This is a genomic window from Noviluteimonas caseinilytica, assembly GCF_018406605.1.
GTDB lineage: Bacteria > Pseudomonadota > Gammaproteobacteria > Xanthomonadales > Xanthomonadaceae > Noviluteimonas > Noviluteimonas caseinilytica.
In genome coordinates this window covers 1,293,942-1,317,990 of sequence record NZ_AP024545.1, presented here as the reverse complement: position 1 = coordinate 1,317,990, position 24,049 = coordinate 1,293,942, and the positions used below count along the sequence as shown (strand labels likewise).

24 protein-coding genes and 1 tRNA gene are annotated in these 24,049 nt (G+C 69.0%); 15 read left to right on the top strand and 10 right to left on the bottom strand.

The features are described from left to right. Positions 1–4: 4 nt before the first annotated feature. Genes LYSCAS_RS06470 through bioB form a run of 3 tightly spaced genes read right to left on the bottom strand, consistent with a single transcriptional unit; the run spans position 5 to position 3,241 of the window. Positions 5–997: a multidrug resistance efflux transporter family protein gene (locus LYSCAS_RS06470; RefSeq protein WP_213436869.1), complete on the bottom strand. Its 993-nt coding sequence runs from the start codon at positions 995–997 to the stop codon at positions 5–7. Continuing rightward, the gene (bioF, locus tag LYSCAS_RS06465) at positions 994–2,214 is read right to left on the bottom strand and encodes an 8-amino-7-oxononanoate synthase (RefSeq protein ID WP_213436867.1); all 1,221 of its coding nucleotides are present in this window, start codon (positions 2,212–2,214) and stop codon (positions 994–996) included. The genes LYSCAS_RS06470 and bioF overlap by 4 nt, the downstream gene beginning before the upstream one ends. A 1-nt stretch (position 2,215) precedes the next feature. Beyond that, entirely contained in the window at positions 2,216–3,241 is a 1,026-nt protein-coding gene (gene bioB / locus LYSCAS_RS06460; RefSeq protein WP_213436865.1) for a biotin synthase BioB, read from the bottom strand. 205 nt (positions 3,242–3,446) lie between these two features. Here bioB and LYSCAS_RS06455 point away from each other — a divergent pair, with 205 nt between their 5' ends. Further along, entirely contained in the window at positions 3,447–4,061 is a 615-nt protein-coding gene (locus LYSCAS_RS06455; RefSeq protein ID WP_244858727.1) for a ComF family protein, read from the top strand. 17 nt (positions 4,062–4,078) lie between these two features. Here the strand turns inward: LYSCAS_RS06455 and ubiA are convergent, their stop codons facing one another. Continuing rightward, positions 4,079–5,002 (bottom strand): 4-hydroxybenzoate octaprenyltransferase, encoded by a 924-nt coding sequence (gene ubiA, locus LYSCAS_RS06450; RefSeq protein ID WP_213436861.1) that lies wholly within the window; start codon positions 5,000–5,002, stop codon positions 4,079–4,081. Positions 5,003–5,113: 111 nt separating this feature from the next. Here ubiA and LYSCAS_RS06445 point away from each other — a divergent pair. From LYSCAS_RS06445 to zapE, 4 genes are all read left to right on the top strand, one after another. Further along, positions 5,114–5,190 (top strand) — tRNA-Arg (locus LYSCAS_RS06445). A gap of 119 nt (positions 5,191–5,309) precedes the next feature. Continuing rightward, positions 5,310–5,828, top strand: a complete 519-nt coding sequence (locus tag LYSCAS_RS06440; RefSeq protein WP_213436859.1) for a c-type cytochrome — start codon at positions 5,310–5,312, stop codon at positions 5,826–5,828. Between the two features lie 105 nt (positions 5,829–5,933). Next, positions 5,934–6,608, top strand: a complete 675-nt coding sequence (locus tag LYSCAS_RS06435; RefSeq protein ID WP_213436851.1) for an alpha/beta hydrolase — start codon at positions 5,934–5,936, stop codon at positions 6,606–6,608. After that, on the top strand, positions 6,605–7,705 hold the full coding sequence (gene zapE / locus LYSCAS_RS06430; RefSeq protein ID WP_213436849.1) for a cell division protein ZapE: 1,101 nt from the start codon (positions 6,605–6,607) through the stop codon (positions 7,703–7,705). The genes LYSCAS_RS06435 and zapE overlap by 4 nt, the downstream gene beginning before the upstream one ends. A 45-nt stretch (positions 7,706–7,750) precedes the next feature. On the opposite strand, the gene LYSCAS_RS06425 is transcribed toward zapE, so the two are convergent. Then, positions 7,751–9,079: an APC family permease gene (locus LYSCAS_RS06425; RefSeq protein ID WP_213436847.1), complete on the bottom strand. Its 1,329-nt coding sequence runs from the start codon at positions 9,077–9,079 to the stop codon at positions 7,751–7,753. A gap of 100 nt (positions 9,080–9,179) precedes the next feature. Here LYSCAS_RS06425 and queF point away from each other — a divergent pair, with 100 nt between their 5' ends. From queF to LYSCAS_RS06405, 4 genes are all read left to right on the top strand, one after another. Beyond that, on the top strand, positions 9,180–9,995 hold the full coding sequence (gene queF, locus LYSCAS_RS06420; protein WP_213436845.1) for an NADPH-dependent 7-cyano-7-deazaguanine reductase QueF: 816 nt from the start codon (positions 9,180–9,182) through the stop codon (positions 9,993–9,995). Positions 9,996–10,083: 88 nt separating this feature from the next. Beyond that, a complete protein-coding gene (locus tag LYSCAS_RS06415) occupies positions 10,084–10,419 on the top strand; it encodes a LysM peptidoglycan-binding domain-containing protein (protein WP_213436843.1) in 336 nt (111 codons plus the stop codon). A 35-nt stretch (positions 10,420–10,454) separates the two neighbouring features. Beyond that, positions 10,455–10,976 (top strand): hypothetical protein, encoded by a 522-nt coding sequence (locus tag LYSCAS_RS06410; RefSeq protein ID WP_213436842.1) that lies wholly within the window; start codon positions 10,455–10,457, stop codon positions 10,974–10,976. A gap of 110 nt (positions 10,977–11,086) precedes the next feature. Then, positions 11,087–13,318: an NADP-dependent isocitrate dehydrogenase gene (locus tag LYSCAS_RS06405; protein ID WP_213436840.1), complete on the top strand. Its 2,232-nt coding sequence runs from the start codon at positions 11,087–11,089 to the stop codon at positions 13,316–13,318. Between the two features lie 88 nt (positions 13,319–13,406). Here LYSCAS_RS06405 and LYSCAS_RS06400 read toward each other — a convergent pair whose 3' ends face one another. Continuing rightward, the gene (locus LYSCAS_RS06400) at positions 13,407–13,766 is read right to left on the bottom strand and encodes a hypothetical protein (protein ID WP_213436838.1); all 360 of its coding nucleotides are present in this window, start codon (positions 13,764–13,766) and stop codon (positions 13,407–13,409) included. Positions 13,767–13,881: 115 nt separating this feature from the next. Between LYSCAS_RS06400 and LYSCAS_RS06395 the strand changes: the two genes are divergently transcribed. The 4 genes from LYSCAS_RS06395 (at position 13,882) to LYSCAS_RS06380 (ending at position 17,488) form a co-directional block, all read left to right on the top strand. After that, positions 13,882–14,769, top strand: coding sequence for a LysR substrate-binding domain-containing protein (locus tag LYSCAS_RS06395; RefSeq protein WP_213436837.1), 888 nt, complete (start codon positions 13,882–13,884; stop codon positions 14,767–14,769). Between the two features lie 38 nt (positions 14,770–14,807). After that, the gene (locus tag LYSCAS_RS06390; protein WP_213436835.1) at positions 14,808–15,722 is read left to right on the top strand and encodes a class I SAM-dependent methyltransferase; all 915 of its coding nucleotides are present in this window, start codon (positions 14,808–14,810) and stop codon (positions 15,720–15,722) included. Positions 15,723–15,741: 19 nt separating this feature from the next. Beyond that, a complete protein-coding gene (locus tag LYSCAS_RS06385) occupies positions 15,742–16,278 on the top strand; it encodes a pseudouridine synthase (RefSeq protein ID WP_213436833.1) in 537 nt (178 codons plus the stop codon). Positions 16,279–16,384: 106 nt separating this feature from the next. Further along, positions 16,385–17,488: a hybrid sensor histidine kinase/response regulator gene (locus LYSCAS_RS06380; protein ID WP_213436831.1), complete on the top strand. Its 1,104-nt coding sequence runs from the start codon at positions 16,385–16,387 to the stop codon at positions 17,486–17,488. 8 nt (positions 17,489–17,496) lie between these two features. Here the strand turns inward: LYSCAS_RS06380 and LYSCAS_RS06375 are convergent, their stop codons facing one another. Both LYSCAS_RS06375 and hrpB read right to left on the bottom strand, forming a co-directional pair. Then, positions 17,497–17,901 carry a hypothetical protein gene (locus tag LYSCAS_RS06375; RefSeq protein ID WP_213436829.1) on the bottom strand — a complete coding sequence of 135 codons (405 nt, stop codon included), beginning with the start codon at positions 17,899–17,901 and terminating at the stop codon, positions 17,497–17,499. 92 nt (positions 17,902–17,993) lie between these two features. Further along, a complete protein-coding gene (gene hrpB / locus LYSCAS_RS06370) occupies positions 17,994–20,498 on the bottom strand; it encodes an ATP-dependent helicase HrpB (RefSeq protein WP_213436827.1) in 2,505 nt (834 codons plus the stop codon). Between the two features lie 39 nt (positions 20,499–20,537). Here hrpB and LYSCAS_RS06365 point away from each other — a divergent pair, with 39 nt between their 5' ends. Then, positions 20,538–21,326 (top strand): TatD family hydrolase, encoded by a 789-nt coding sequence (locus tag LYSCAS_RS06365; RefSeq protein ID WP_213436825.1) that lies wholly within the window; start codon positions 20,538–20,540, stop codon positions 21,324–21,326. On the opposite strand, the gene LYSCAS_RS06360 is transcribed toward LYSCAS_RS06365, so the two are convergent. Then, positions 21,323–22,117: an ABC transporter permease gene (locus LYSCAS_RS06360; protein WP_213437641.1), complete on the bottom strand. Its 795-nt coding sequence runs from the start codon at positions 22,115–22,117 to the stop codon at positions 21,323–21,325. The two genes, LYSCAS_RS06365 and LYSCAS_RS06360, sit on opposite strands and share 4 nt — an antisense overlap. Positions 22,118–22,152: 35 nt before the next feature. Beyond that, positions 22,153–23,118 carry an ABC transporter ATP-binding protein gene (locus LYSCAS_RS06355; protein WP_213436823.1) on the bottom strand — a complete coding sequence of 322 codons (966 nt, stop codon included), beginning with the start codon at positions 23,116–23,118 and terminating at the stop codon, positions 22,153–22,155. Between the two features lie 145 nt (positions 23,119–23,263). On the opposite strand from LYSCAS_RS06355, the gene LYSCAS_RS06350 reads away from it, so the two are divergent. Continuing rightward, the gene (locus LYSCAS_RS06350) at positions 23,264–23,989 is read left to right on the top strand and encodes an FAD-binding oxidoreductase (protein WP_213437639.1); all 726 of its coding nucleotides are present in this window, start codon (positions 23,264–23,266) and stop codon (positions 23,987–23,989) included. Positions 23,990–24,049: the final 60 nt, after the last annotated feature.

Genomic DNA, 24,049 nt, shown 5'->3' with positions numbered 1-24,049 from the left:
CCCTTCATGCGTGCGGCTCCGCCGGCAACACGATGGGCGCGCGCGTCGGTCGCGACACCAGCCACGCGAACGCAGCGATGCCCGCGATCACGAGGCCCGCGCCCCACCATGCGATCCCATGCGGCCACGCTTCGCCGAGGAACATCACGCCCAGCACCATCGCGAACAACAATTCCGCCGCCTGCATCGCTTCGGCCGCACCGAGCGCGGCGGGCAGGTCCCGCACCATGCCGGTGGCCTGGAAGAACAGGATCGTCGCGATGATGCCCGCGCTCAGCGCAACACCCGCCGCCAGCCACACCTGCGACATCGGCGGCGCGCCGGATTGTTGCCACGCGTAGGCGGACACGAGCCACCACAACGGCTGGCTCGCCAGCGTCATGCCGAACACGCGCTGGCCCGCCGTGAGCTGTTCGCCCGTGCGTTCCAGGTGCAGCAACAGCAGGCGGTTGCCGATCGGATACAGCGTGGCCGATCCCAGCACGCACGCCAGCGCGATCCACGCCGCGCGATCGAGATGTCCCTGCGCATTGCCGAGTTGCAGCAGCGCCACGCCCGCGAGGGTGAGCACGCCGACACCGAGCGCCGCCTTGGGCACCTTGCGGCGCGCATCGCGATACAGCAGCGGCGCGCACAACATGCCGGCGACGACGGTGAACTGGAAACTGCCCGCCACCAGCCACGACGGACCGCTGGCCGCGGCGTACGCCAGCAGCATGTAGAACACGACGAACCCGATCGCACTGCACCGCAACCACGCCCACGGGTGCGCGCGGATCGCACGCCAGGCCGGCGCCATGCCGCCGAGCATCGGCATCACCGGCAGCAGCAACGGCAAGGTGATCAGGTAACGCAACGCCGCCGTCCATGCCCAGTGCCCGCCTTCGCTGGCGCTGGCGCGGTTGAGCACGTAGGTGAGGGTGAAGAACAGCGCCGACAGCAACGCGACGCCGATGGCCGCGAGCGCGCGGCGCGTGTCGTGCACGTCGCGCGTCATGCGTGCGCGGCGGCGTGCGCGGCCATGCCCGCGCCGAATCCCTGGTCGATCGCCTCGCGCGCCCAGGCGAGCGCATCGAGCAATGCATCGATGTCCGCCGGCGTGTGCAACGCGGACAGCGTGAAACGCAGGCGCGCCTTGCCTTCCGGCACCGTCGGCGGGCGGATCGCGGAGACCCAGAAGCCCTGCGCTTCGAGCGCCTGCGCGTACGCGAGCGTCTGCGCGTCGTCGCCGATGAGCAGCGGCTGGATGGGCGTGGTCGAGGCCATGAGTTCGAAGCCGCGCTTGCCCGCGCCTTCGCGGAAGCGCGCGATCGCGGCGTCAAGCTTTTCGCGGCGCCAGTGTTCGCGGCGCGCGAGCTTCACCGCCGCGAGCGACGCGGCGGCCTGCGCCGGCGGCAACGCAGTGGTGTAGATGTACGGACGCGCGGTTTCGGAAAGATGCTGGATGAGATCCGCATCGCCGACGACGGCCGCGCCGTAACTGCCGAGCGCCTTGCCCAGCGTGACGAGTTGCAGCGGCACCGCGCTCACGTCGAGCCGCGCGGCGGCGACGCTGCCGCGGCCATCGGGGCCGAGCACGCCCACGCCGTGCGCATCGTCGACGTACAGCGTGGCGTGCTGCACGCGCGCGATCAGCGCGAGTTCGCGCAGCGGCGCGATGTCACCGTCCATGCTGAAGACGCCGTCGGTGGCGAGCATCGCGCCGGTGTCCGGCACGCTGCGCAACTGGCGCAACGCACCTTCGGCATCCAGGTGCGGATAGCGGCGCAGCTTGCAGCCGGCCAGGTGCGCGGCGTCGATGAGGCTGGCGTGGTTGAGGCGGTCCTGCACGCAGAGGTCGTCGGCTTCCAGCAACGCCTGCACGACACCGAGGTTGGCGAGGAAACCGCTGCCGAACAGCAACGCGCGCGGCGCGCCGAGCCAGTCGGCGAGTTCGCGTTCGAGCGCTTCGTGCACCGCGTGGTGGCCGCACACCAGGTGCGAGGCCACCCCGCCCGCGCCGTCCTTCGCCGCTGCGTCCTGCAACGCGTTGACGACGCCGAACTGCTGCGCGAGGCCGAGGTAGTCGTTGCTGCAGAAGCCGGTCAGCCAGTGGCCGTCGACTTCCAGGCGCACGCCGTCGCGGCGCGTGACGTTGCGCCGCGTGCGCACCCGCGACTGCGCTTCCCGCTGCGCGCGTTGGGCGGCAACGCGTTCGGGCAGGCGCGGGCGCATGTCAGGCCGCTTCGCCGGTGATCGCCGCGTGCACCGTGGTGCTGCAGTCGGACGCCACGTCCGCCGAAGCCACGTGCATCGGGCGCAGGCCGAGGCGTTCGAACAGCGCGCGGTCCTTTTCGGTGTCCGGGTTGCCGGTGGTCAGCAGCTTTTCGCCGTAGAAAATGGAGTTGGCGCCCGCGGCGAAGCACAGCGCCTGCAGTTCGTCGCTCATGGTTTCGCGGCCGGCGGACAGGCGCACCATCGACCTCGGCATCAACAGGCGCGCCACCGCGATGGTGCGGACGAACTCGAACGGATCCAGTTCCACCGTGCCCGCCAGCGGCGTGCCTTCGACCTGCACGAGGCGGTTGATCGGCACCGAATCCGGATGCGCGGGCAGCGTGGCCAGCGTGTGCAGCAGGCCGGCGCGTTGTTCGCGCGACTCGCCCATGCCGACGATGCCGCCGCAGCAGGTCTTCATGCCGGCGTCGCGCACGTGGCCGAGCGTGTCGAGGCGATCCTGGAATTCGCGCGTGTGGATGATCTTGTCGTAGAACTCCGGCGCGGTGTCCAGGTTGTGGTTGTAGTAGTCCAGGCCGGCGTCGCGCAGCGCGTTCGCCTGGTCGCCGGTGAGCATGCCGAGCGTGGCGCAGGTCTCGAGGCCGAGCGCCTTCACCTCGCGGATCATCGCGGCGACCTTCGGGATGTCGCGGTCCTTCGGCGAGCGCCACGCGGCGCCCATGCAGAAACGCGAGGCGCCGGCGTCGCGCGCCTGGCGCGCCTTCTCGACGACCGCTTCGGTGCTCATCAGCTTCGTGGCTTCCACGCCCGTGTGGTAGCGCGCGGCCTGCGGGCAATAGCCGCAGTCTTCCGGGCAGCCGCCGGTCTTCACGGACAACAGCGTGGAGACCTGGACTTCGGTGGGATCGAAGTGTTCGCGGTGGACCGTGCCGGCGCGATGCAGCAGTTCGGTGAAGGGCAGCGCGAAAAGCGTGAGCACTTCGGCGCGGGACCAATCGGTGCGTACTTGGCTGACAGCGGGCATGGGGATTTTCCGACAGCGTGGCCGAGGCAGGCCGGGCAGTCTGGAAACCATGTCAGTCGCTGTCAACCAACGCGGGATGCTTCCAGTTGACGGGCCGCCGGGCGGCGGCCTCCGGGCCCGGTTGGGGTTCTGGTTGCGCAACGACGCCAGCCGGTTGTTGTGGCCCAGCCGGTGCCTGGTGTGCGCGGAAGCCGGGCTGGAAGGCATGGATCTGTGCGGCGCGTGCGCCGCCGGCCTGCCGCGGGGCACGGCGGCCTGCGTGCGGTGCGCCTTGCCACTGCCGCTTCCCGTGGCGGGCACGTGCGGGCGGTGCCTGCGCCATCCGCCGCCGCTGCGCGAGGTCCGGGCGGCCTGCCTGTATGCCGCGCCGATGGATCGGTTGCTGCCGCGCTTCAAGTTCCACGACGACCTGGCGGCCGGGCGGTTGCTGTCGCAGTTGATGACCGAAGCATTCGCCGGTTTGCCGAAGCCCGACGTGCTGGTGCCGGTGCCGTTGCATCGCGGGCGGTTGCGATCGCGGGGCTACGACCAGGCGCTGGAGCTGGCGCGGCCGGTCGCTCGGGCGCTGGACATCCCCCTGCAGCGCGGCCTGCTGGTGCGCACGCGGGCGACGGCGCCGCAGTCGGAACACCACGCGATCGCGCGGCGCCGCAACGTGCGCAATGCGTTTTCGGTGCCGGATGTGCGCGCATTGCCGGCCCACGTGGTGCTCGTCGATGACGTGATGACGACGGGGGCGACGTTGCACGCCGCGGCAGAGGCGTTGCTGCGCGCGGGCGTGCAGCGCGTGGATGCGTGGGTCTGCGCGCGCACGCCATGACGGCGTTTCGCGCAACCTCAGGGCGTGATCGGATGCTTCGCCAGGTACAGCGCGATCGCGATCCCGGCGAACACCGTCGCGCCCACCCAGTGGTTGTGCAGGAAGGCGCGGAAACACCCGTCGCGGTCGCGATGCCGCGCGATCACGAATTCGTACGCCACCAGCAACGCCGCCACGCCGAGCCCGATCCAGTACGCCTGCCCCAGCGTCGCCTGCCGCCCCACCAGCCACAACGCGAGGAAGAACGACGCATACAACACGGCCTGCGCGATCAGGTCCATGTCGCCGAAGAGGATCGCGGTGGATTTGGCGCCCGCGCGCAAGTCGTCGTCGCGGTCGACCATCGCGTACCAGGTGTCGTACGCGGTGGCCCACAGGATGTTGGCGGCGTACAGCACCCACGCGATCGCCGGGATTTCGCCGCGGATCGCCGCGAACGCCATCGGGATGCCCCACCCGAACGCAAGGCCCAGGTACACCTGCGGCAAATACGTATAGCGCTTGAGGTACGGATAGCTCGCGGCCAGCACCACGCCCACGACGCTCAGCATCAGCGTCAGGCGATTCATGGTCGCCACCAGCGCGAATGCGACGAGCATCAGCACTGCGAACACCAGCAAGGCTTCGCGGCCGCGCACCTGGCCGGTCGCCAGCGGGCGGTCGCGGGTGCGTTCCACCTGCGGATCCAGCCAGCGGTCGGCGTAGTCGTTGATCACGCAGCCGGCCGAACGCGTCAGCCACACCCCGAGGGTGAAGACCACCAGGGTCCATGCGGGCGGCACGCCCTCGGCCGCCAGCCACAGGCCCCACCAGGTCGGCCACAGCAGCAGCAACCACCCGATCGGGCGATCGCCGCGCACCAGCTTCCAGTACAGGCCGAGGCGTTGCCGCCACGCGGGCACCGGGGGCGGGACGGGCGCGTAGTCGCGTTCGTAGCTCATGGGTGGAAGCCTAGCAGTGGCGCCGCGGCAGGCGATGCGGGGCGTGGCGACATTGGTGGATCGTGCGAGAATGCGCGCCCCGCGGCCTCCGCGGGGACGTTCCATCGCCGTGCGCCTGTAGCTCAGCCGGATAGAGTAGTGGCTTCCGAAGCCATTGGTCGGGGGTTCGAATCCCTCCAGGCGCGCCATCGCTGGAGCATTCGTCCCGGCGGCCACCGGCCTTCGGCTCGCGCATATTCCGGGCTTCTGGAATAATCCGCGCTCTTTATTCTGCTTGGCGCGGGCAACCGCGCACTCTGGACGGATCGTGCGCAACTACGACCTCGACTTCCTCAAGAAATTCTCGATGGTGATCGGCTTCCTCATGGCCCTCACCGTGGTGCTGATGGTGTTCGCGCACCACCTGCAGGGCACCCTGGTGCCCGAGGCCGATCCGGCCGTGGCCAAGCGCCAGCTGGCGCGCATCCAGCCGGTTGGTGCGGTTTACGCCGGTGCCACCGGTGCCGCGGCGCAGACCGCCGCGCTGAAGGCCGCCGCGGACAAGGCCGCCTCGCAGGTCGCCTACGGCGGCACGATGGATGGCTCGGTGATCTTCAACAACCTCTGCACCGGCTGCCACACCTCCGGCGCGGGCGGTGCCCCGATGCTCACCGCCGCGGGCATGGGCGCGCGCCTGGCCGCCAAGGGCAAGGACACCCTGCACAAGCACGCGATCGAAGGCTTCCAGGACGCCGGCGGCGTGATGCCCGCGAAGGGCGGCAACCCGGCCCTCACCGACGACCAGGTGAAGGCCACCGTCGACTGGATGCTCGCCAACATCAAGTAATCGCCGTCGGCCCCGGCCGATCGCAGACGACGCCGCCTCCGGGCGGCGTTTTCGTTTCCGCCACCACTGCACGCCGCCAACGGCCGCTCGTGCATCATTCCCCGCATGAACGCCTCCACGCCCCCCGGTATCGCCCCCGCCGACGAGTCCGAACGCATCGACGGCCCGGCCGGCGTGCTCGAACTGGCGATCGACGATCCGGAACCCGAATCCACGCCCGCCGACATCATCGCGGTGGTCTGCCATCCCCTGCCCACCGAGGGCGGGACGATGCACAACAAGGTCGTCACGATGGCCGCGCGCGCGCTGCGCGAGTGCGGCGCGACGACGGTGCGCTTCAACTTCCGCGGCGTGGGCAACTCGGCGGGCACGTTCGACGAAGGCGTGGGCGAAGCCGACGACCTGCGCGCAGTCGTGGCCTGGGCGCGCGCGCGCAAGCCCGGCGCGCAACTTTGGCTCGCCGGTTTCAGCTTCGGCGCCTACGTGTCGTACAAGGTCGCGGCCGAACTCCAGCCTGGCCTGTTGCTGTCCATCGCGCCCCCCGTGGGCCGCAGCTGGGACTTCAGCGACATCCCGCATCCCCACTGCCCTTGGCTCGTGATCCAGGGCGAAGCGGATGAAATCGTCGACGCGCAGGCGGTGAAGGCGTGGGCCGAAGCGTTGTCGCCGGCGCCCGAACTCGTGCTGATGCCCGACACCAGCCACTTCTTCCACCGCAAGCTCATGGACCTGCGCGGCGCGATCAAGAGCGGCGTGCGGCCCTGGTTGCCGGCGGCATGAGCGACGGAGTGCTGCCGTCGGCGGCCTACGCCGCCGGTGTCGCGCGCGGGGACTGGCAGGACGATGTGGCGCAGCATGCCGCGTTGCGCGAACTGGATCGCCTGCATGCGGCGGTGTCGCAATCGTCTCCCGCGCGCAATGGCTTGTTCTCGCGCCTTTTCGGCAACGACGCGCCCGAGGCCCCGCGCGGCCTGTACCTCTGGGGCGGCGTGGGCCGAGGCAAGACGTTCCTGATCGACCTGTTCTACGACGGCCTGCCCATCGCCGAAAAACGCCGCACGCACTTCCACCGCTTCATGCGCGAAGTGCACGAGCGCCTGCGCGCGCATGCCGGCCAGCGCGATCCGCTCGCGGCGATCGCGAAGGAATGGCGCGAAACGCTGCGCGTGCTGGTGCTCGACGAATTCTTCGTCAGCGACATCGGCGACGCGATGCTGCTCGGGCGCCTGCTCGATCGCCTGTTCGCCGAAGGCGTGGTGCTGGTGACAAGTTCGAACGCCGCGCCCGGCGAGCTCTACAAGGACGGCCTGCAACGCGCGCGCTTCCTGCCGGCGATCGCATTGATCGAGCAGCGCTGCGCCGTCGTGCACCTCGACAGTCCGCTCGATTACCGCCTGCGCGCGCTCACGCAATCCCCGGTCTATCGCGCACCGCTCGATGGTGAATCCGATGCCTGGCTACAGTCGCGCTGGGATGCGTTGAGCCATGGCTGTCCGCGCGAGGACGGGCCCTTCATCGTCGAAGGCCGCGAGATCCCGGCACGCGCGCGCGCCGAAGGCATGGCGTGGTTCGATTTCGCCGCGTTGTGCGAAGGGCCGCGCGGGACGGCGGATTACATCGAACTCGCCGCGGAATGCCACACGGTGCTGCTGGGCGGGATCCCGGTGTTCGATGGCACGCGCGACGATGCGGCGCGCCGGTTCGTGCACCTGGTCGACGAGCTGTACGACCACCACGTCAACCTGGTGTGCACCGCCGATGCCGCGCCGGTTGCGCTGTACAAGAGCGATCGGCTCGCGGCCGCATTCGAGCGCACCGCATCACGCCTGATCGAAATGCAGTCCGCCGATTACCTGGCGCTCGAGCACCGCGCCTGAGGCGCGGCCCCCTCCCGGCCTCCCCCGCAGGGGAGGAGACATGCGTTACGCGCGGCGCCGCATCCAGTGCAGGCCCGCATAGACCGCAAGCAGCACCGCCAGCGCGATCACGATCGCCGCGAACTCGTCGCGCTTCAGCGTGAACACGATCGCGACCATGATCGCGAACCCGAACGCCGGAATCAGCGGCCCGCCCGGCAGCACGAACGGCGCATCGCCGCGTTCGCGCAAATCCAGGCGCTGCGCGCGCCACGCCGCCAGGCTCACCAGCCCGTACACCAGGCAGATCGCGCCACCGGAAATCAGCGCCAGCGTGTCGAAGCTGCCCGCGATCGCGAGCAACCACGCCGGCGTGGCATGCGCGATGAGCGCGAGCATCGGCACGCGATGCACCTTGGTCACGCGACCGAATGCGCGCGGCAGATAGCCATCGCGCCCGAGCGCGAACACCAGCCGCGACGTGCCGAGCAGGTTGCCCATCATGAAACCGGTCATCGAAATGCACGCGGTGATCAGCAGCAGCACGTGGCCCGGCGCCCACAGCGCTCCGGCGACATCCGCCACCGGCACCTTGCTCGTGCCGAGGTTCGCGCCCAGCACGCCCTGCCCCACGATCTGCAGGCCGAGGTACAGCAGCACGACGAGCAGGATCGCCACGACGGTGGCGCGCGGTACGTTGCGCGAGGGATCGCGCAATTCGCCGGACGGCACGAGCGCGGTTTCCATGCCGGAGTACGCGAACATCACCAGTGCCATCGACGCACCGAGCGCACCGAACGACGGCACGTCGCCGATCGCGAAGCTCACCTGGCTCCAGTCGACGAACCACACGCCCAGCGCGACCAGCAGGAACAACGGCGTGAGCTTCAACGCGGCGAGCGCAACGATCGCGCGCGCGCCCAGCTTCACGCCGAACGCATTGAGCGAGAACAACGCTGCGTACACGCCCGTGATCAGCAATGCGCGCAACACCGGATCGGCGAACGCCGGCACCAGCCGCGCGACCTGGTCCGACAGCGCCGCGGCCACGCCCGCGCTCGAGGTGATGTTGCTGATCCACATCAGCGCGCCGCCGATGAAGCCGGCGAACTGGCCGAACGTCGCGGTGAGATAGCTGTAGGGGCCGCCGGTGGCGAGCACGCGGCTGCCCACCGCGGAGAAGCACAACGCGATCGGGATGATCGCGATCGCGCCCACGATCAGCGCGAGCGGCGCAGCCGATCCCATCTGCGAGGACAAGGCGGCGGGCATGCGGAAGATGCCGCCGCCCACGATGACGTTGATGACGGCGGCCGTCAGCGCGAAGGTCCCGACGGCGCGGATCAGCGCGGCGTCCCCTTGCAGCGCGGCGGCGGCAGGCGTGCGATCGGTCATTGCATGGCTCCCCGTGGATCGGCCGAGCGTCGCATGCTCGCGACGCGAAGGCGAGTCCCCTTCCGGCCCCGTCACCCGCGCGCCCCTTAGAATCCGCGCCATGACCACGCATGAACTCCCCCTCGGCCGCGCCGTCGATTACCCGCGCTACTACGATCCGGGCCTGCTGTTTCCCTTCGCGCGCACCGTCGGGCGCACGGCGCTGTCGCTCGCGCCGGATGCGCCGCTGCCGTTCACGGGCATCGATCGCTGGCATGCGTACGAGTTGTCGTGGCTGGATGCGCGCGGCAAGCCGGTGGCGGAGGTGGCGACCTTCAGCGTGTCCGCCGACTCGCCGAACCTGGTCGAGTCCAAGTCGCTGAAGCTGTATCTCAACTCCTTCAACGCCTCGCGTTTCGAACGGCCGGAAGACGTGCGCGCGCGCATCGCCGCCGACCTGTCGCACGCCGCGGGCGCGCCGTTCGACGTGCGCTTCGGCCTGCCGCCGATGGCGGCCGACGACGCCGACGTGATCGACCTGGACCTGCAACCGATCTCGATCGACGACTACGGCCCGCCGAATCCGATCCATCTGGTCTCCGATGGCGCGACGGTCGCGCAATCGTTCCGCTCGGCCTTGCTGAAATCCAACTGCCCCGTGACCGGCCAGCCCGACTGGGCCGAAGTGCGCATCGACACGCTGGGCCCGCGCATCGATCCGGCGGGGCTGCTGCGCTACCTCGTCAGTTTCCGCGACCACGCCGAATTCCACGAACAGTGCGTGGAGCGCATCTTCATCGACGTGCTCGCGCGCTGTCGTGCCGAGCGCGTGTCGGTGGAAGCGCGCTACACGCGGCGCGGCGGGCTGGACATCAACCCGTGGCGCGGCACGCCGGGCCTGTCGCCGCCACCGGCCGTCCGCGCACTGCGGCAATAACGCACGGCACAGCCGGCGACGATGCGGATTTAACGGGGCGCGTGGTCCCCTGCGCTGCGCCCGGCCCCCGCCGGGCCGGAGCAATCCCATGAGCAACGACAAACCCGACTTTTCCCAGGTCAAGGGAACGGTGCGGAGCACGTCGGGCGAAGTCCCGGAAAAACCGGACTTCAGCCAGGTCAAAGGCACCGTCAGCGGTGAAGGACTCACGCCCGAAGCCACCAGCTACACCGTCGTCAAGGGCGACACGCTCTCGCACATCGCCAAGGCGCACTACGGTCGCGCGAGCAAGTGGCACGCGATCTTCGACGCCAACCGCGATGTCCTCGACGATCCCGACCGCATCCAGCCCGGCCAGGTCCTGAAGATCCCGGCGATCGACGCCGACGGCGATGGCGACATCGACCCGACGCGCGCCGCCTGACGTCCTCCCGCTTCCCACTCCAAAGGAATCTCCCCATGCAATCCATCCGATCCCCGCTCGCGCAGGCCGTGCTCGTCGCCCTGCTCGGCACGCTCGCCCTGGCGGGCTGCAAGAAGAAGGAAGCCGAGACGATGACGCCGCCGGCGTCGACCACCATCGCCACCCCGCCGCCGGCGATGCCGGCCACCGTGGCCTCGCCGGTGCCGACCACCTCGGCCGTCGGCGTGTCCGGCGTGGAGCTCGGCAATGCCGCCGGTCCGGACATGAAGATCACGGCGCCCACCGCCACCTTCTCGACGAAGGACAAGATCATCGCGGCCGTCAGCACGTCCACCACCGATGCCATGGCCACCGTCCCGGGCAAGCTCGCGGCGAAGTGGAGCCACCAGGACAGCAACCAGGTGGTCAACGAAGAGTCGCGCGACATCCAGTTCCACGGCGCGCAGGTCTACGACTTCCAGATCGAGAACAAGCAGCCCTGGCCGGCCGGCAAGTACAAGGTCGAGATCATGCTCGACGGCAACATGGTCCAGGCCCGCGAGTTCGAAGTGAAGTAAGCGGCCGCCCCCTGGGCCCCGGAAAGGCGCGGCTTTGCGGCCGCGCCTTTTTTCATGCGCGACAAACCCTGAAAATGGTCGGCCCAGCGCCCCCAGCAGCGAGCGACCCCATGTCGAAGTCCCCGAAGATCCTCTACACGCTCACCGACGAGGCGCCGTTCCTGGCGACGCAGTCGCTGCTGCCCATCGTCGCTGCGTTCGCCGGCACCGCCGGCATCGCCGTGGAAACGCGCGACATCTCGCTCGCCGCGCGCATCCTCGCGCTCTTCCCCGAAGTGCTCGACGCCTCGCAGCGCGTGAACGACGACCTCGCCGAACTCGGCACGCTCGCCACCACGCCGGAAGCCAACATCATCAAGCTGCCGAACATCAGCGCCTCGGTGCCGCAGCTCAAGGCCGCGATCCGCGAGTTGCAGCAGCAGGGCTTCAAGCTGCCGGACTATCCGGAAGAACCGAAGGACGACGCGCAGGCCGACATCAAGGCGCGCTACGACCGCACCAAGGGCAGCGCGGTGAACCCCGTGCTGCGCGAAGGCAACTCCGATCGCCGCGCACCGCTGTCGGTCAAGCAGTACGCGCGCAAGCATCCGCATCGCATGGGCAAGTGGGCCAGCGATTCCAAGTCGCACGTCGCGCACATGGACGAAGGCGATTTCTACGGCAGCGAGCGGTCGGCCACGATCGCCAACGCCGGCGCCCTGCGCATCGAATTCGTCGGCGCCGACGGCAGCACGAAGGTGCTCAAGGACAAGGTGAAGGTGCAGGCCGGCGAGATCGTCGACGGCGCGGTGATGCGCGCCAAGGCGCTCGCGCGCTTCGTCGATGCGCAGATCGAGGACGCGAAGGCGCAGGGCGTGCTGTTCTCGCTGCACCTGAAGGCCACGATGATGAAGGTCTCCGACCCGATCATGTTCGGCGTGGTCGTCGAGCGGTTCTACCGCGACGTGCTGGCGCGCCACGAAGATGCGCTGGTGCAGGCGGGTTTCGATCCCAACAACGGCATCGGCGATCTGTACGCGCGCCTGCCCTCGTTGCCGGAAGACCTGCGCAAGGCCATCGAAGCCGACATCGCCGCCGAATACGCGCAGCGCCCGGGCCTGGCGATGGTGAATTCCGACAAGGGCATCACCAACCTGCACGTGCCGAGCGACGTGATCGTCGATGCCTCGATGCCCGCGATGATCCGCGACTCCGGCCGCATGTGGAACGCGAAGGGCGAGCTGCAGGACACCAAGGCCGTCATCCCCGATCGCTGCTATGCCGGCATCTACCAGGCGGTGATCGACGACTGCAAGGCGCACGGCGCGTTCGATCCCGCGACGATGGGCAGCGTGCCCAACGTCGGGCTGATGGCGCAGAAGGCCGAGGAATACGGTTCGCACGACAAGACGTTCCACCTCGACGCCGACGGCACCGTGCGCGTGGTCGACGACGCGGGCAAGGTGGTGTTCGAACACGCGGTGGAAGCCGGCGACATCTGGCGCATGTGCCAGACCAAGGACGCGCCGATCCGCGACTGGGTGAAGCTCGCCGTTTCGCGCGCGCGCCTGAGCCACACGCCGGCGGTGTTCTGGCTGGACGAAAAGCGCGCGCACGACGCGCAGGTGATCGCGAAGGTCAACGCGTACCTGAGGGACCACGACACCAATGGCCTGGATCTGCGCATCCTGCCGCCGGTGGAGGCGATGCTGTTCTCGCTCGCGCGCATCCGGAAGGGCGAAGACACGATCTCCGTCACCGGCAACGTGTTGCGCGATTACCTCACCGACCTGTTCCCGATCATGGAACTGGGCACCAGCGCGAAGATGCTGTCGGTCGTGCCGCTGATGGCAGGCGGTGGCTTGTTCGAAACCGGCGCGGGCGGTTCGGCGCCGAAGCACGTGCAGCAGTTCACGGCGGAGAATTACCTGCGCTGGGATTCGCTCGGCGAATTCCTCGCGCTGGCCGCGTCGCTGGAACACCTCGCCGAGAAGTACGGCGACAAGCGCGCGCAGGTGCTGGCCGATGCGCTGGATGCGGCCAATGCGCAGTTCCTGGAAAGCGATCGTTCGCCGTCGCGCAAGATCGGCGGCCTCGACAATCGCGGCAGCCACTTCTACCTCGCGATGTACTGGGCGCAGGCGTTGGCGGCACAGGACGACGATGCGGGCCTGAAGGCGCTGTTCGCGCCGCTGGCGAAGACGCTGGCGGAGAACGAACAGAAGATCGTCGGCGAGCTGGCGGCGGTGCAGGGCTCGCCGGTCGACATCGGCGGGTATTACCGGCCGGACATGCAGAAGCTGGCGACGGCGATGCGGCCGAGTGCGACGTTGAACGCTGCGTTGGCTTCGCTCGGGAAGTAACAACTCGGGACCGGGGACCAGGGACCGGGGACCAGAGAGCAAGTGCGCTCTTCCCTGGTCCCTGGTCCCCGGTCCCCGGTCCCTGCTTTCAGCAATGCGCGACCCGCTGGTCGTTCGACACGACCGGCTTGCGCACGGCGGCTTCGCGCTTGGGTTCGATGCGCGGCTTGCCGAAGGTGCGTTCGGACGCGATGCGGTTGCCGTAGCTCGGGTTGAAGCCGGTCTCTTCGTCCTCGACGCGAGGATCGATGGACGCCAGGCCGCCGAGCAGCCAGAAGCTCTTGAACAGGTTCATGTGGGACTCCTCGGGGATGCCCGGCGTTGTCGCGGCCTGGTCCGTGGCGGCTTGCTCCGTGTCGTCCGCCAGCGTGGCGCCGAGCCGGGGGTCGGCGACGTGGCCATGGAGGAACAACAGGTCCTTGAAGAGGCGTTGCGTCTGCACGTTCATGGCGGTCTCCCTGGGGGACATTGCTTGAGTGGGATCGAAGATAGGCGCATCCTTTCGCCCTGAAAATCGCAAGTTCGGCAAGGGACCTTTCGATTCCATTCAAGGCTCGCCTCCAATGAACCGTCCGCCGCTGCATGCCCTGCAAGGGTTCGTCGCCACCGCGCGCCTCGGCAACCTGTCGCGGGCGGCCGAGTCGATGCACCTGACCATCAGCGCGCTCAGCCACCAGATCAAAGGGCTCGAGGAACGCCTCGGCCAACGCCTGTTCGTGCGGCAGCCGCGCGGGGTGGAACTCACCGCCGACGGGCAGCGCCTGTTCGACCGCGTCGCCGATCACCTCGATGCGATCGAACACGCGCTGCGTCCCTTCGGCATGCGTCGCGACGACGTGCTGACGGTGACGCTGATGCCCTCGTTCGCGACGAGCTGGCTCGTGCCGCGATTGCCGACCTTCCTCGCCGCGCATCCGCAGTTGGAGATCCACCTGCAGTCGACGATCAACGTCGTCGACTTCGAACGCGACACCGACGTGGACGCGGGCCTGCGCTACGGCCCCGGGCATTGGCCCGGACTGGAAGCCGTGCACCTGTTCGACGACTGGCTCACGCCGATCGCGAGCCCCGCGCTGATCGAACGCCTGGGCCGGCCCACGCTGGAAACGCTCGGCGACTTCCCGCTGCTCGGCGCACCCGGCGGGCGCTGGAGCGATTGGTTCACGCGCTTCGGCGGCAAGGCACCCAAGCGCTACGTGGCCAACTTCGACGATTCCGAAACGCTGCACCGCGCGGCGGTGGAAGGCATGGGCATCGTGCTGGGCCGGCTCACGCTGGCCTGGCCGCTGATCGATTCGAACCGCCTGTGCCTGCTGTTCGACGAGAAGCTCAAAGCCGACTTCGCGCATTACCTGGTCGCCCCGCCCCGCTCGCGCGGGCACGCCGGCCTGGCCGCGTTCCGCGCCTGGTTGCTGGAACAGGCGCGGGTCTACACGGACGCCCAAAGCTGACGCGCTACCCTGTCGCTCCTTTCCGAGGAGCCGACCCCATGGCACGCCCGACGTTGTCCGCACGTCCCCTGCTGTCCTGCTTCGTCGCATCCCTGCTGGCCGCGTGCGCGTCCACGCACGACGGTGCTTCCGCTTCGGCGAGCGCATCGGCGGACGGCGGCGCCGCATCGTCGAGCGCGTCCTCTTCGATGGTCACCAACGCCACGGGCGCAGCGCTCGACGAATCGATCGCGGGCAGCTGGCGCACGCCGGCGTGGGCCGCGCGCGACGTGTATCGCCATCCGAAGGAAACGCTGTCGTTCTTCATGGTCAACGCGAACCAGACCGTCATCGAGATCACGCCCGGCGGCGGCTGGTACACGGAGATCCTCGCGCCCTACCTCCGCGACAACGGCCACTACGTTGCCGCGGTGTGGGACGACGCGATCACCGGGCAGCCGCAGTACCGCTACAACCTCAACAAGCAGTTGCGCGAGAAGGTCGCGGGCAACGGGGCGTTGTACGGCAAGGCGGAGCTGCGCAAGTTCGATGCGAAGCACCCGAACTTCGGGCCGGCGGGCTCGGCCGACGTCGTGCTGACGTTCCGCAACGCGCACAACTGGGTGGAGGACGGCAACGCGCAGGATTACTTCAATGCGTTCTTCGCCGTGCTCAAGCCGGGCGGCACGCTGGGCTTCGTCGACCATCGCGCGAAGGCGGGCACGGACCTGGCCACGCAGATCAAGACCGGCTACCTCACCGAGGAGTTGGTGACCGGTTACGCCAAGGCCGCGGGCTTCGTGCTCGAAGACCAGAGCGAAGTGAACGCCAACGCGAAGGACACCAAGGATCACCCGAACGGGGTGTGGACCTTGCCGCCGACCAACCAGCACGACAAGGCGGACGACGCGAAGTACAAGGCGATCGGCGAAAGCGATCGCATGACGCTGCGCTTCCGCAAGCCCGCCGCCTGAGGCGAGACGCCCCGCGTCGATGCTCGTGGCGTTCAACAAGCCGTACGGGGTGCTGTCGCAGTTCACCGACCGCAGCCGCCCGCCACGGCCGACGCTCGCGGGGTTCGGCCTGCCCGCGGGCGTCTATGCCGCGGGCCGGCTCGATGCGGATTCGGAGGGCTTGCTGCTGCTGACCGACGACGGTCCGCTCGCACACCGGCTCAGCGATCCGCGCCACAAACAGCCGAAGACCTATTGGGTGCAGGTGGAAGGCGTGCCATCTGACGCGCAGGTCGAGCGGTTGCGCGCGGGCGTGCTGCTCAACGATGGGCCCACGCGTCCGGCCCTGGTGGAAGCGATCGATGCGCCCGACCTGTGGCCGCGCGACCCGCCGGTGCGGTTCCGCAAATCGGTGCCCGACGCCTGGCTGTCGATCACGATCACCGAGGGCCGCAACCGGCAGGTGCGGCGGATGACCGCTGCCGTGGGTCTTCCCACGTTGCGTCTGGTACGGGTCGCCGTCGGCCCGCATCGGCTCGAGGGGATCGGGCCCGGCTTTTGGCGCGAGATCGTCTGAATGGTTCAGCCGCCCGGGGGCGGCTGTGGGAGGTTTCTGATAACTTGCGCGGCCCGTTCAGGTTTTGCAACGAGATGGATCTCGTTGCCTGATACACAGGAAACGAATGGCTGAGTCGCTACAAGGTTCGGGCAGGATCCTGGTGGTCGACGACCAACCAGCGAACCTGCGCGTCGTCAGCACGTTGCTCTCGCGCAACGGGCACGACGTCGTGCCTGCGCTGACGGGCCCCGAAGCGCTCGAACTCGCGATCGCGCATACCCCCGACCTCGTCCTGCTCGACATGCTGATGCCCGGCATGGACGGTTTCGAACTGCTGCGCGAGCTGCGCCGCCTGCCGCAATTCCAGGACATGCCGGTGATCTTCCTCACCGCCGCGCAGGATCGCGAGCTGCTGCTGCGTGCCTTCGACAGCGGCGCGGTGGATTACGTCACCAAGCCCTTCATCCCGGAAGAACTGCTGGCGCGCGTCGGCACGCACGTCGCGCTGAAGCAGGCGCGCGATCGCCTCGAACGCGTGGCGCGCGAACGCCAGGAGCTGGTGAACCTGGTCGCGCACGACCTCAAGAATCCGTTGAGCAGCGTGTTGTTCGCCAGCGACATCCTGATGCAGAACGGCTGCAAGCCCGAGCGCATCCCGCGCTACCTGCAGATGATCCACGACAGCGCGCACGACGCGATCGGTTACATCCGCCGTTACCTCGAAGGCCAGGAACGCATCGCGCAAGCCGAAAGCGGCGAAGCGCAATCGCATCCGGCCGACCTGCGCGAAACGCTGGAGTGGTTGTCGCATCGTTACGAACTGCAGCTCGAAAGCCGCGGCATGCGCCTGCATGCGCAGGTGCCCGAGGCGTGCGGCACCGTGGCGATCGACCGGCGCGTGCTGCGCCAGGTGTCGGAAAACCTGATCACCAATGCGATGAAGTACGCGGCCGATGGCGGCGAACTCACGCTCGAAGTGCGTTCCGGCAACGGCGCCTACTGGCAGTTGCGCGTGCTCGACCGCGGCAACGGCGTGCCGGGCGAAAAACGCTCCGACCTGTTCAAGCCGTTCATGCGCCTGAGCGGGCGCGAGGACGGCCTGTCCAGCGGACTGGGCCTGTCGCTCGCGCGGCAGATCATCGTCAATGCGGGCGGCGACCTCTGGTACGAGGATCGCGAAGGTGGCGGCGCGGCGTTCGTGATCGAACTGCCCGCGATCGCCACCTAAAGAACGAATCAGCTTTCGTCGGTGGCCGGCGTGCTGCGCGCGCGCGTGGTCTTGCGTGCGGTCGTCGTGCGCGTGGCGCGCTTGGCGCCATTGCTGCGACGCGCATCCACGCGACGCGAGCTGCCTTCGATCGCCGCGCGGCCATCGCCGTTCTCGGCCTGCTTCGCCTTGCGGCGCGCGAGATACCACAGCAGTCCGGCGCCGGCGACGGTGGCCACGGTGACGATGGGATAGCGCCGCACGACCTTCGTCGCAGCCTTGGTGCCCGCGCGCAGGGCGCCGAGCTTGGCGCCGGTTTCGAGCCACTTCTCGCCGCGCGAACTGATCTGCGAACCCAGGTCGAGCAATTCGCCGCCCCACTTGCCGGCCATTTCGACGGCGCGTTCGGGCAATGCGATCAGCTGCTTGTTCATGGCGGAACTCCTGGTGCCTGGCGATTGGGCCGCAGTCTCGGCAAGGCGGCGTTGAGCGCATGTGATCGGCGCGGCCGACCGCGTTTTCGCATTCAGGTGCCGCGCGGTTTGGCGCGGTGCGTCGCGGTGGCCGACCACGGATCGTCCGGCCAGGGATGGCGCGGGTAGCGGCCTTTCATTTCCTTGCGCACGTCGGGATACGTGCGGTCCCAGAACCCGCGCAGGTCCTGCGTGACCTGCAACGGACGGCCGCCCGGCGAGAGCAGGTGCAAGGTGAGCGGTACGCGGCCATCGACGATGCGCGGCGTGTCGGCCAGGCCGAACAGTTCCTGCAGTTTCACGGCGAGCACCGGCGGACGCGCGCCTTCGTGCGCATCGAAGGCGTACTCGATGCGGCGTTCCATGCCGGACGGAACGACGATGCGCGTCGGCGCGAGCGCTTCGATGCGGCGGCGGAGGTTCCAGTCGGCTTTCGAATGCAGCGCGTCGGCGAGCGCGGATTCGTCGAGCGCGTCGAGGCGCGTCTTGCCGGCGAAGGCGGGCAGCAGCCAGTCGTCGAGCGTGGCGAGCAATGCATCGTCCGACAGATCGGGGAATGCGTCCGCATCGTCCGGCAGCCATGCGCGCAGGCAGCGCACGCGGGCACGCCATTGTTCGAGGGATTCGCTCCAGGGGAGTGCGTCGAGGCCGAGTTCGCGCACGGCATCGGTCAGGGCGCGCGCGGCTTGCGCGGGATCCACGCGGCCGGCCGGGCGCGCATCGAGGACGATGTTGTCGAAGCGGCGTTCGCGTTGCGCGACGAGGGCGCGGCGATCGGCGTCCCAGCGCACGGTGCCGCGTTCGACGAAGCGTTCGGGGAAATCGCGTTGCAGGCGCGTTTCGTCCACCGGCGCGCCGCGCAGCAGCAAGGCGTCCTTCGCGTCGAAGCGCAATTCGCTCGCAACGAGCCAGGGTTCGCCGAAGAGCGCGCTGTCGTCGAACAACGTGGCCATGCGGCCGTTCGCGAGCTGGTAGCGACGCGGCTGCGTGGCGTGCTGGTGCGCAATGCGATCGGGGAAGGCGTGCGCCAGCAGATCGCCGAGGCGGTGCGCATCGACTTCGCGCGGTGGCGTTGCATCGACGTGCAGGCGACGCCGCCATTGTTTCGCGGCGGCATCGATCGCAGCGAGCGCGCCGCGGTTGCCGTCGGTGGCGTGGCCGGCGCGGAAGGCGGCGAGGGCGCGCCAGCGTTCGGCGATCGCGTCGCTGCGCGAACGCAAGGGATCGCGCGCTTCGACGAGCGCGGCGAGGTCGCAGGCGAGGGCGCGTTCCTGTGCATCGCGCGGTGCGAGCAGCATCGCGGACAAGCGCGGGTGCGTGCCGAGCGCGAGCATGCGGCGGCCGAGCGGCGTGATCGATTCGCCATCGAGTGCGCCGAGGCGACGCAGCAGGTCGCGGGCGGCGGCGAGGGCGCCGGGCGGCGGCGCATCGACGAAGCGCAGGTCGGCGCTGCCCCACGCCGCGAGTTCGAGCGCGAGCGACGCGAGTTCGACCTGCGCGATTTCGGGACGACGCTGCGGTTCGAGACGTTGCGATTGCGGCCACAGCCGCAGCGCCCAGCCGTCGGCGACGCGACCCGCGCGACCTGCGCGCTGGTCCGCGGAGGCTTGCGCGATCGTCACGATGTCCAGGCGTGCGAATCCGGAATTCGGGTCGTAGCGCGGCTCACGCGCCAGGCCGCTGTCGATCACCACGCGCACGCCCGGCAAGGTCACGCTGCTCTCGGCGACATTGGTCGCGAGTACCACGCGGCGCTTGCCGTCGGTGGCGGGTTGCAGCACGCGCGATTGCTGTTCGACGGGGAGTTCGCCGTGCAGCGCGAGCACATCGATGTCTCGCAATGCGTCGCTGCCGGCGAGCGCGGCGTCGACCTGCGCGATCTCGCGTTGGCCCGGCAGGAACACGAGGACATCGCCGGGATGCGTCGCCACCGCCTGTTCGACGGCGCGGCGCGCCTGCGGCACCAGCGCTTCGTCGCGCCGCGCGGGGAAGTGGGCGACCTCCACCGGATAGCTGCGCCCTGCACTCGACAAGCGCGGCGCGTCGAGGAACCGCGCGAGGCGTTCGCCATCCAGCGTCGCCGACATCACGACGATGCGCAGGTCTTCGCGCAGGCCGGCCTGCACGTCGAGCGCGAGCGCGAGGCCGAGGTCGCCGGCGAGATGGCGTTCGTGGAATTCGTCGAAGAGCAGGGCGCCGACGCCGTCGAGCATCGGGTCGTCCTGCAGCATGCGCGTGAGGATGCCTTCGGTGACCACTTCGACGCGCGTGCGCGCAGAGATGCGGCTTTCGAACCGGATGCGATACCCCACCGTGTCGCCGGGCGCTTCGCCGAGTTGCTTCGCCATGAACCCGGCGGCGGCGCGCGCGGCGACGCGGCGCGGTTCCAGCATCACGATCTTGCGGCCGGCGAGCCACGGCGCATCCAGCAGCGCCAGCGGCACCTGCGTGGTCTTGCCGGCGCCGGGCGGCGCTTCCAGGACCAGGCGCGGATGTGCGGCCAGGCTCGCGCGGAGCTCCGGCAACAGGGCGGCGATGGGGAAGTCGGGGCTGCGCACGCGCGAAGTCTACGGGGGTGGCCGGTAGACTTGCGCCCCATGCTCATCGACATCGGCGCCAACCTCACCCACGACAGCTTCGACCACGACCGCGACGCCGTGCTGCAACGCGCGCGCGATGCGGGCGTGCGGCGGATGATCGTGACCGGCGCCAGCCGCGCGCACTCGCCGCAGGCCGCGAACCTGGCGCGCCAGCACCCCGGCGAATTGTTCGCCACCGCCGGCGTGCATCCGCACCACGCCACCGAGTACACCGCCGAATGCGACGCGGAGATGCGCGCGTTGCAGGCGTTGCCGGAAGTGGTCGCCGTCGGCGAGTGCGGGCTGGATTACTTCCGCGATTTCTCGCCGCGGCCGGCGCAACGTCGCGCATTCGAGATGCAATTGCAGATCGGCGCGGACACCGGCAAGCCGCTCTTCCTGCACCAGCGCGATGCGCACGACGACTTCATGGCCGCGATGCGCAACTTCGACGGGCGCCTCGGGCCGGCCGTCGTGCATTGCTTCACGGGGACGCGCAAGGAACTGTTCGATTACCTCGACCAGGACTGGTACGTGGGCATCACCGGGTGGCTGTGCGACGAACGCCGCGGCCTGCACCTGCGCGAACTGGTGAAGCACATCCCGGCCAACCGCCTGATGATCGAAACCGATGCGCCCTACCTGCTGCCGCGCACCGTGCGACCGCAGCCGTCGCATCGCCGCAACGAACCGATGTACCTGGCGCACATCGTGGAGGAGCTCGCGCGCGATCGCGGCGAGCCCGTCGAGACCGTGGCGGCGGCGACGAGCGCGGCCGCGACGGCGTTCTTCCGCTTGCCCGGTTAGCTGCGCAGCCCGACGCCGCGCTTCAGCAGCCACAGGCCGATCGCGGACAACGCGGCCACGAAGCCCAGCATCAACGAATACGCGACCCACAACGGCACGTCGCTCACGCCGAGCAGGCCGTAGCGGAACGCATTGACCATGTAGAAGATCGGGTTGAGGTGGGTAAGCGTTTCCGCCCAGCCCGGCAGCAGCTTCACCGAATAGAACACGCCGCCCAGGTACGTGAGCGGGGTGAGGATGAAGGTGGGGACGATGGCGATGTCGTCGAACTTCTTCGCGTACACCGCGTTGACGAACCCGGCGAGCGAAAAGATCGTGGCGCCCAGGATCACGGTGGTCAGCGTGACGAGCGGATGCGGCATGCGCACCGGCGTGAAGAACATCGAGATCAGCAGCACGATCACGCCGACCATCAACCCGCGCAGCACGGCGCCGGCGACGTAGCCGCCGAGGATCACGTGGTTGGGCATCGGGCTGACGAGCAGTTCCTCCACGTGCCGGCCGAACTTGGCGCCGAAGAACGACGAGGAAATGTTGCCGTAGCTGTTCTGGATGACGCTCATCATCACCAGGCCCGGCACGATGAAGGCCATGTAGCTGATGCCGTCCATCTGTCCCACGCGCGAGCCGATCAGCCCGCCGAAGATCAGGAAGTACAGCGTCATCGTGATCGCGGGCGGCACCAGCGTCTGCGCCCAGATGCGCAGGATGCGCGTGACTTCGCGGCGCACGATGGTGCCCAGCGCCACCCAGTTGCGGCGCGCGGGCGTGGCGGGGACGGGCGCGATCATGCCCTTGGCTTGCACGTCCTTCGAGGGGATGTCGTTCACTGGGCCTGCTCCTGCCCCGTGAGGCGGACGAACAATTCTTCGAGACGGTTGGACTTGGTGCGCATCGAACGCACGCGGATGCCGGCGGCATCCAGTCGGGTGAACACGCCGTTGAGGTCCATGGCGCGCGGCATTTCGAGGTCGAGCGTGTGGTCGTCCGCGGCGGACAGCGTGGCGCCGGGGATTTCCGGCAACGCTGCCGGCAGCTGGCCGTCGATGTCGAACAGGAAGCCTTCGATGTCGAGCTTGGCCAGCAGCGCCTTCATCGTGCCCTGCGCCACGATGGTGCCCTTGTCGATGATCGCCAGGTTCTTGCAGAGGCTCTCGGCTTCCTCCAGGTAATGCGTGGTGAGGATGATCGTGGTGCCGGCCGCGTTGATCTCGCGCAGCGTGCGCCACATGCCGCGGCGGATTTCGATGTCCACGCCGGCGGTGGGCTCGTCGAGGATGAGCAGGCGCGGCGCGGTCATCATGGCGCGCGCGATCATCAGCCGGCGCTTCATGCCGCCCGACAGCGTGCGCGACATCACCTGCGCCTTTTCCCAGAGGTGCCCGCGCTTGAGTTCCACTTCGGCGCGCGCCATCGCTTCCTCGCGCGGGATGCCGTAGAAGCCCGCGTAGTTGACGAGGATGTCGAAGGGCTTCTCGAACAGGTTGAAGTTGATTTCCTGCGGCACCAGGCCGAGCAGGCGCATGGCCTCCGACCGGTGGCGGGCGATGTCCGTGCCGAACACCTCGACCTGCCCGGCGCTCTTGTTCACGAGCGAGCTGACGATGCCGATCAGGGTGCTCTTGCCGGCGCCATTGGGGCCGAGCAGGGCGAAGAAGTCGCCGGGACGCACGTCCAGCGACACGCCCTTCAGGGCCTGCACGCCGTTGTCGTAGGTCTTGCGGAGGTCGGACACGCGCAGTGCGGGCGCGCTGTCGAGCGCATGGGTCTTGGCGTTTGCGTCGGGGGGCATGGAAAGGCCTTCGGCCGCAGCCTGCGCGGCGAAGCCGGTAGTATAGGCGGCCCCGCGGCGGCCCCGGCGCCAACGCTCCGTTGCACTGACGACCCCCGACACCTTGGCCATCACGCACTTTCCGCTCAAGCTCGTCGCGCGCCGCATGCTGGCGCCGACGGTTGCGCACCTGACCTTCCAGCGCGACGACGGGCAGCCCCTGGATTTCATCCCCGGCCAGTTCGTGCAGGTGCACTTCCATTACGCCGACGGCACGGCCACCAAGCGCAGCTACTCGCTGGCCACCATCCACGACCACGCGCTGGGCCCGGGCGAGGCGGTGGAGATCGCGGTCAGCTACGTGGCGGGCGGCGCGGCCACGGCCCTGTTCGAAGGCCTGCCCGAGCACGGCCTGATCGACGCGAGCGGCCCCTACGGGCGCTTCTGCCTGATGCCGGCCGACACCAACCAGCGTTACCTCCTGATCGGCACGGGCACCGGCGTCACGCCGTACCGCGCGATGCTGCCGCAGCTGGAGCGGCTGATCGTGGAGCGCGGCATCAAGGTGGTGTTGCTGTTCGGTGCGCGCACGCCGGTGGAGCTGTTGTACGGCGACGAATTCCGCGCCTTCGCCGACAAGCACGGCGAGCACTTCCGCTTCGTGCCGTGTTTCTCGCGCGAACTGCCGGCGCCGGGTTCGGCGCAGGCGCATGCCGACGTGCGCCATGGGTACGTGCAGCAGTTCCTGGAGGAATTCGCACCGCACGCCGACACCGACATCGCCTACCTGTGCGGCAACCCCAACATGGTGGATGCCTGCTTCGAGACGCTGAAGGGCTTCGGCCTGCCGGTGCCGCAGGTGCGCCGCGAGAAGTACGTCAGCAGCAAGTAGCTCCCTCGTCGGTCACGTTCCGCGCCGCGCAGCGTCCTGTCATGCTGACGCCATCGCTCG